The sequence below is a fragment of the Microcoleus sp. Pol12A5 genome (genome assembly GCF_036701435.1).
Lineage (GTDB): Bacteria > Cyanobacteriota > Cyanobacteriia > Cyanobacteriales > Microcoleaceae > Microcoleus.
In genome coordinates this window covers 1-7673 of sequence record NZ_JAUBQU010000189.1, presented here as the reverse complement: position 1 = coordinate 7673, position 7673 = coordinate 1, and the positions used below count along the sequence as shown (strand labels likewise).

Here is a 7673-nt window from a genome sequence, read left to right as displayed (position 1 = left end):
GGCAATATCGAAGATTTTTATCCCCTCTCCCCAGCGCAGCAGGGCATTCTCTTTCATTCCCTTTACCAGCCAGAATCGGGCGTATATTTCGGGCAACTGCTGTGCGTCTTGCGCGGTAATCTCAATGTTTCTGCGTTTAGAAATAGTTGGCAAAAAGTTGTATACAGGCATCCCATTTTGCGGACTTGTTTCGTGTGGGAAAAATTGAAAGAACCCGTGCAAGCGGTACGTAAGCAGGCTGCATTATCTTGGCAGCAGATGGACTGGCGATCGCTATCTGCATCCGCACAACAACAGCAGCTAGAAACGTTCCTAAAAGCCGATCGAGAGCAGGGCTTTGACTTGACATCAGCTCCCTTGATTCGCATTGCACTGGCGCAGTTAGAAACAGATACTTTTCAGTTTATTTTGAGCCACCACCACTTAGTTTTAGATGGGTGGTCGCTGGCGATCGTTCTTGATGAAGTTTTTGCATTTTATCAAGCCTTCTCCCAGGGGGAGGAATTGCACCTCAAACGCCCTCGTCCTTATCGAGATTACATCGCGTGGCTGCACCAGCAAGATTTATCTGCGGCTGAGTCATTTTGGCGGCAAACTCTCAAAGGTTTGGCAGCCCCAACTGCGATCGCCCGGGGCAATATTGTCGCGGGAAACCGTTTAGAAAGTAGTGGCGAACAGCAGGTGATATTTTCTGCAACAGCCACCGCCGCACTGCAATCCTTAGCGCGGCAGCATCAGCTAACATTAAATACCCTCGTACAGGCAGCTTGGGCGCTACTTTTGAGCCGATACAGCGGCGAGGAAGATGTGGTTTTTGGTACGGTTGTCTCCGGGCGGCCACCAGAGTTAATGGGTGCTGAATCGGTAGTGGGGCTGTTCGTAAATCCTCTGCCAGTGCGCGTAAAAATTGACCCACAGGATTCTATTTTATCCTGCTTGAAAGAACTCCAAGCGCAACAAGCTGAGGCGCGGCAGTATGAGTACAGCCCCCTCGTTGAGGTGCAGGGGTGGAGTGAAGTTCCTCGGAGTTTACCTCTATTTGAGAGTTTGGTCGTTTTTGAAAATTATCCTTCGGATGCTTCTTTGCAAGACAAGATTCAAAACTTAAAAGTAGAGAATATTCGCTCCTTGGAAACAACGAATTATCCTCTAACGGTGATGGCGATGCCCGGTGCCGAATTGACGCTGAAAATTATTTTCGATCGCAGCCGCTTTGAGGACAGCGCGATTGTGCGGATGCTCGGACACCTGCAAACTTTACTGGAAGGAATGACTGCCAATCCTCACCAAAAACTATCGAATTTATGCTTATTGAGCGTTGCTGAACAACAACAATTACTTGTCCAGTGGAACGACACCCAAGCGGATTACCCCAAAAATTCCTCAATTCACGAATTATTTGCAGCGCAAACAGAGCGAACCCCAGATGCAGTGGCTGCAATTTGCGAAAATGAACAATTGACTTACCGCGAATTGAATGCCAAAGCCAACCAAATCGCGCATTACCTGCAATCTCTAGGTGTAAAACCCGAAGTTTTGGTGGGAATTTGCTTAGAGCGATCGCTGTCGATGCTGGTGGCCATTTTGGGCATTTTAAAAGTTGGTGCCGCTTACGTTCCTCTCGATCCTGCTTATCCCCAAGAACGCCGCTCCTTCATGCTAGCCGACGCAAAAGTTCCGGTGCTTTTGACTCAAAAAAACCTCCTAGAAACCCTCCCCGAACACAGCGCTAAAGTCGTCTGTATCGACGCCGAATGGAAAGAAATTTCCCGCGAGAGCGATCGCAACCCCGCTGTTAAAGTAGAAGCTGAAAACCTCGCTTACGTCCTCTACACTTCTGGCTCCACAGGCACTCCCAAAGGGGTACTCGGCACCCACCGAGGCACAGTCAATCGCTGTTTTTGGAACCCCTACCCTTTTATCGAACAAGATATTTGCTGTCAAAAAACATCCTTAAATTTTGTCGATTCGGTTTGGGAAATTTTTGCTCCTTTGCTGCATGGGTTGCCGACTGTCATTATTCCCGATCGAGCCGTCAAAGATATTAACCAATTCCTTCAAACCTTATCAAAGCAAAATGTAACGCGACTGGTGCTAGTTCCTTCTTTGTTGCGCGCTATCTTAGATTCCTTCCCTGATTTAGACAGGCGTTTGCCTCAATTAAAATATTGGATTTGCAGCGGAGAAACTCTGCCGGTGGAAATTTGCCAGCAATTTCGAGAGCAGATGGCCCAGCGGGTATTAATCAACCTTTATGGCTCTTCTGAAGTAGCAGCAGACGTGACGTGGTACGATGCAACTAACTGTATCGAGAAAGTTCCAATTGGCCGCCCGATCGCCAACACGCAAATTTACCTGCTCGATCGCAATTTGCAACCCGTTCCCATAGGAATTCCCGGCGAGATTTACGTCGGCGGCGAGGGATTGGTAAAAGGCTACTTAAACCGCCCCGAATTAACCTCTGAGAAATTCATTCCTAACCCGTTTGGGCAAGAAGAATTAGATTTTAGCGGGAATTATCCTCAAAAAGTTTTGTTCAAAACAGGCGATATCGGTTGTTACCTGCCGGATGGTAATATAGAATTTCTGGGTCGTGGCGATTGCCAAGTAAAAATTCGCGGTTTCCGGATCGAACTAGGAGAAATAGAGGCAGCACTTTCTCAACATTCTTCTGTATCCACCGCTGCTGTTTTGCTTCAGGAAAATACACCGGGCAGTCAACGCCTAGTCGCTTACTTAGTTGCTAACTCAGGGTTCAGAAATCAGTCAGAACTTATTTCCGAACTGCGTTCATTCTTGAAGCACAAACTGCCCGATTACATGATGCCTTCAGCTTTTGTGCTATTAGATGCGCTGCCGCTAACGCCCAACGGAAAAATTGACCGCCTCGCCTTATCTCAAAGGTGCGATCGCGTTTCTGATGAAACAGCCTTCACTGAGCCACAAACGCCCACAGAGGAAAAAATTGCTGAGATTTGGACGGCTCTTTTAGGGCTAGAAAAAGTAGGAACCAACCAAAACTTTTTTGACCTCGGCGGTCACTCTCTGATGGCAACGCAGTTAATATCGCGAGTGCGATCGTGCTTTGGAGTAGAGTTAGCGCTGTGCGATTTTTTTGCCGCTCCCACTATTCAGAACTTAGCTGAACTAATCGAGGAAGAAATTCTGGCAAACGCCGATTCTAACCAGATAGATGAATTGCTAGACATCTTAGAAAAAGTGGATGGAGAGTCAGCACAAACTGTGATGGCGTCTGAGCAAATAGCGCGTTTGTAAAAAAGCATAAAAAGCCCTATCTCCATAAAGCTTTGCTTGGGATAGGAATAAAAAAGCCATTAAAAAGGAGGGATTAGGGATGAGTAAACTAACAGTAAAGACCAAAGATTATCAAGATGTAATGGAGTCCGTAAAAGCCTCTGTTGCCCCACTTGAAGAAAAGTTGATGGAGCTATTCAGTGCCTCAGAAAAGTCATTTTTGGCAGAAGAAGCAATGGAGGAGCGAATTTCTGCCCTAGTTGAAGATTTTTTGTACGCAAAAACCGCTAGTACAGATATTGACTTAGAGTTAATTATTCAGGAGTTTACGGAAAACAAAATTCCCGCCCTTCCGGCAGATGTTGGAAATTATATCGATGATTTGGCCCAAACCCTCGTTGCCCATTCCATTCACACATCTTCCCCGCGATATATCGGTCACATGACGAGCGCACTTCCCTATTTTGTGCGCCCGATCGCGAAGCTGTTAATCGCGATGAATCAAAATTTAGTCAAGATGGAAACTGCCAAAGTTTTAAGCCCCTGCGAGCGCCAGACTTTGGCAATGATGCACCGATTAATTTACGATTTTTCTGAAGATTTTTATAACCAGCACATTCAAAAAAGCGATAGCACGCTCGGTATCGTGGTAACGGGCGGCACCCTAGCTAATATCACAGCCCTGTGGTGCGCTCGCAACGCTTCTTTAGGGCCAAAAAATAACTTTAGTGGCATTGAAAAAGAAGGCTTGTACGCAGCTTTAGAGTTTTACGGCTACAAGGGAATGGTGATAATCGGCTCCAGTTTGATGCACTATTCTTTTGAAAAGGCTGCCGGTTTATTAGGCATTGGCGATCGCAATCTCCTAAAAGTCCCCACCGATTCCAATCACCGCATGGATTTGGCAGCGCTGCGCCAAACTGTAGCCGAATGCCGCGATCGCAATCTGCACATTTTGGCAATTATCGGTATTGCAGGCAGCACCGATTCGGGAAGTATCGATCCGCTTCCAGAAATAGCAGCGATCGCGCAAGAAGCAAACGCTCACTTTCACGTCGATGCCGCTTGGGGCGGCCCCGTGCTTTTTTCCGAACGTCACCGGCACAAATTCGCAGGCATTCAACTAGCAGATTCCGTCACCATAGATGGACACAAACAAATGTATTTGCCAATGGGAATCGGTCTGGTTTTATTCCGCAATCCCCAAACCGCCAAAGTTATTGAAAAAAACGCGCCCTACACGGTGCGAAAAGACTCCATCGATCTAGGCAAGCGCTCTCTCGAAGGCTCTCGACCAGGTGCGAGTTTGTTCTTGCAAGCCGCCTTGAATATCATCGGCCATCAAGGCTATGAGTTTTTGATAGATGCAGGCATCCATAAAACGCAGCACTTGGCCAATTTAATTCGGGAAAATCCAGCATTTGAATTGATCCTAGAACCCGAAATTAATCTTCTTTTATACCGCTACATTCCAGAAACCTTCAGGGAAAAAGCAGCCAAAAAACAACTAACCGAAGCAGACAACTACTTCATTAATGAATTTAACGAGCGCCTTCAAGAGGCCCAGCGGCAAGCCGGCGACACCTTCGTATCGCGAACAACCGTGCAAAACACCTGTTACGGCAAAACCATTCCCATTGTTGCTTTTCGAGTCGTTCTTGCCAACCCCCTCACCACTGAAGCAGATATCAGTTTTGTTTTAAACGACCAGCTCAAAATAGCAGCAAAGCTTTCCTTAACTATCGCAAACAGCGACCACTGCGACGAGGTGAATTATGCTGTCTACTAATCGTTCAGAACGACTGAAAAACCTCTCGCCCCAGCAGCGAGCGCTCCTCCTCAAAGCATTGGGCAAAGAGGCAGTACAGGCCGAGCAATCTAAGCGCATTCCCAGGCGATCGCAGCAAAATTATGCTCCCCTTTCTTTTGCCCAGCAACGGCTGTGGTTTCTCGATCGATTGTCTCCCGAAAACCCTGCCTACAACCTTCCTGCTGCTGTGCGTTTGCAAGGGCAATTGAATGTGTCAGCACTGCAACAAACACTCAATGAAATTGTCAGGCGTCACGAAGTTTTACGGACTGCTTTTGCAGAAGTGGACGGGCAACCTGTTCAACTGATTTCTCCTTCCTTGGATTTCGCTTTGTCGGTGGTAAACTTGCGACATTTACCAGAAACTGAGCAGCAAGCTGAAATTGAGCAGCGTACTCTTGAAGAAGCCCAACGCCCTTTTGATTTAACGCGAGATCCCTTACTGCGGGGCACTCTGCTGCAACTTAGTCCGGCAGAATATGTGTTGCTGCTGACGATACACCACATTATTTCTGATGGTTGGTCTATGGGGGTATTGGTGCGAGAAGTAGCCGCACTTTATGAAGCTTTTTCCACTGACAAACCCTCTGGGCTGCCCGAACTTCCCGTACAGTATGCCGACTTCGCCAGTTGGCAGCGGCAGCATTTCCAGGGAGAGAAATTAGAAAAACAGCTCGCTTATTGGAAACAGAAATTGGGAGGCAGTTTAGCTGTGCTGTCAACTGATAGGCAGCGCTCTCCCGTGCAAAATTTCCGAGGATCGCAGCAATCTTTTCTGATTTCTGCTTCTTTAACAGAAAGGCTGAAAACGATCTGTCAGCAACAAGATGTCACCCTATTTATGACGTTGTTTGCAGCATTTCAATGCTTGCTATCCTGCCACATAAAGCAGGACAACCTCGCTATTGGCTCTCCTATTGCCAACCGCAACCTCCTTGAATTAGAGGAACTAATTGGATTTTTTGTCAATACTTTAGTGCTGCGAATTGACACGGCAGGTAATCCAACTTTCCGCGAACTACTCGATCGAACACGCGAGGTAGCTTTAGGAGCTTACGCTCACCCGGATGTTCCTTTTGAAAAGCTCGTGGAGGAATTGCAGCCGGAGCGAAATCTCAGCTATAACCCGCTGTTTCAAGTGTGGTTTGTACTCCAGAATGCGCCCATGCCACCCCTGGAGTTAGCTGGTTTGACCTTGAGCATTCTGGAATTCGATACTGGTATGTCGAGACACGACTTAAGCCTCACTCTCTGGGAGGTTTCAGAAGGAATCCAAGGCTTATTTGAGTACAAAACCGACTTATTTGAGGCTACGACTATTGCCCGAATGGTGAGAGGTTTCCAAACCCTCCTCAACCAGGTAGTCATCCAGCCAGATATCAAGATCGACGACTTGGCCGAAATTCTTGCCGAAGCAGAAAGGCCGCACCAAATCGAGCAGCAAAAACAAATTCATCTTTCGGGAATTCAAAAATTAAAAATGGCTAAACGCAAAGTTATGAAGAGTTGAAAATGATGGCTCGTATCAATTCCGGTTGCATTGGAATGATTAAACCGCAGAGAACGCAGAGAACGCAGAGGAAGAGAACAGAGAGATGAATAGTTCCGATGCTAACGGATTTGATATCAATCTCTCAGGTTTTTTCGGGAAAAAGAGATAAATTTTTCACCAAAGCAAAAATTATGACAAATACAGCAACAAAGAATCTCAATTCCCAAAAGTTAGGATCAGTTAGGCGCAAAGCCGTCAGCCTATCCTCAGAGAAATTAGTCAAAACCGCCTACCTCCAGCCCGAAAACTTTCTACCTCTAGTGGTTCAGCCAACAGTAGAAAAATTAAATCTCGCGGGTTGGGCACAGAACAATTGCTCATCAATAGAAACGCAGTTATGGAAGCACGGAGGAATACTTTTTCGAGGCTTTGAAGTCGGCGGGGTGAATGGTTTCGAGCAGTTTATTCAAACTCTTGCTGGCGACTTGTTGGAATATTCTTTTCGCTCAACTCCGCGTAGCCAAGTGAGCGGAAATATCTACACTTCTACCGAGTATCCGGCCGAGCAATTCATCCCGCTGCACAATGAAATGGCTTATTCTCGCAATTGGCCGCTGAAAATCGCTTTTTTCTGCGTCAAAAAAGCCGAACAGGGAGGAGAAACCCCGATCGCTAACAGCCGCAAAGTGTTTGAAAGCCTGGATTCAAAGATTAGAGAAAAGTTTGCCCAAAAAAAGGTTATGTACGTGCGAAATTACGGCGGAGGCGTAGATTTACCCTGGCAAAATGTCTTCAATACTGATAGCAAAATTGAGGTAGAAGAGTATTGCAAAAAAGCTGGAATAGAGTTACAATGGAAAAGTGACGATCGCTTGAGAACTCGCCAAATATGTCAAGCTGTCGCTCAGCATCCACAAACCCAGGAAATGGTGTGGTTTAATCAAGCTCACCTCTTCCACATTTCCAATCTCGAACCCGTCGTTCGCAAAGAGCTTTTAACTTCTTTTAAACAGGAAGATTTACCCCGCAATGCTTATTACGGCGATGGCTCGCCCATTGAAGATTTTATATTAGACGAAATTCGTCGCTGCTATCAGCAAGAAACAACTGTTTTTC

4 protein-coding genes are annotated in these 7673 nt (G+C 46.5%); all 4 read left to right on the top strand.

Annotated elements, in window-relative coordinates; translation table 11 throughout:
- On the top strand, positions 1-3276 hold a 3276-nt coding region (locus tag QUA45_RS26970; RefSeq protein ID WP_333222883.1), incomplete at its 5' end, for an amino acid adenylation domain-containing protein.
- Between the two features lie 79 nt (positions 3277-3355).
- Complete coding sequence (panP, locus tag QUA45_RS26965; RefSeq protein WP_333222881.1) at positions 3356-5044, top strand: pyridoxal-dependent aspartate 1-decarboxylase PanP; 1689 nt, start codon at positions 3356-3358, stop codon at positions 5042-5044.
- The gene (locus QUA45_RS26960) at positions 5031-6575 is read left to right on the top strand and encodes a condensation domain-containing protein (RefSeq protein WP_333222879.1); all 1545 of its coding nucleotides are present in this window, start codon (positions 5031-5033) and stop codon (positions 6573-6575) included. The genes panP and QUA45_RS26960 overlap by 14 nt, the downstream gene beginning before the upstream one ends.
- A gap of 173 nt (positions 6576-6748) precedes the next feature.
- The coding region (locus tag QUA45_RS26955; protein WP_333222877.1) for a TauD/TfdA family dioxygenase at positions 6749-7673 on the top strand (925 nt) is incomplete at its 3' end.

Coding starts and splice junctions, on each gene's coding strand:
- panP (WP_333222881.1), top strand. CDS start 3,356: ATGAGTAAACTAACAGTAAAGACCAAAGATTATCAAGATGTAATGGAG.
- QUA45_RS26960 (WP_333222879.1), top strand. CDS start 5,031: ATGCTGTCTACTAATCGTTCAGAACGACTGAAAAACCTCTCGCCCCAG.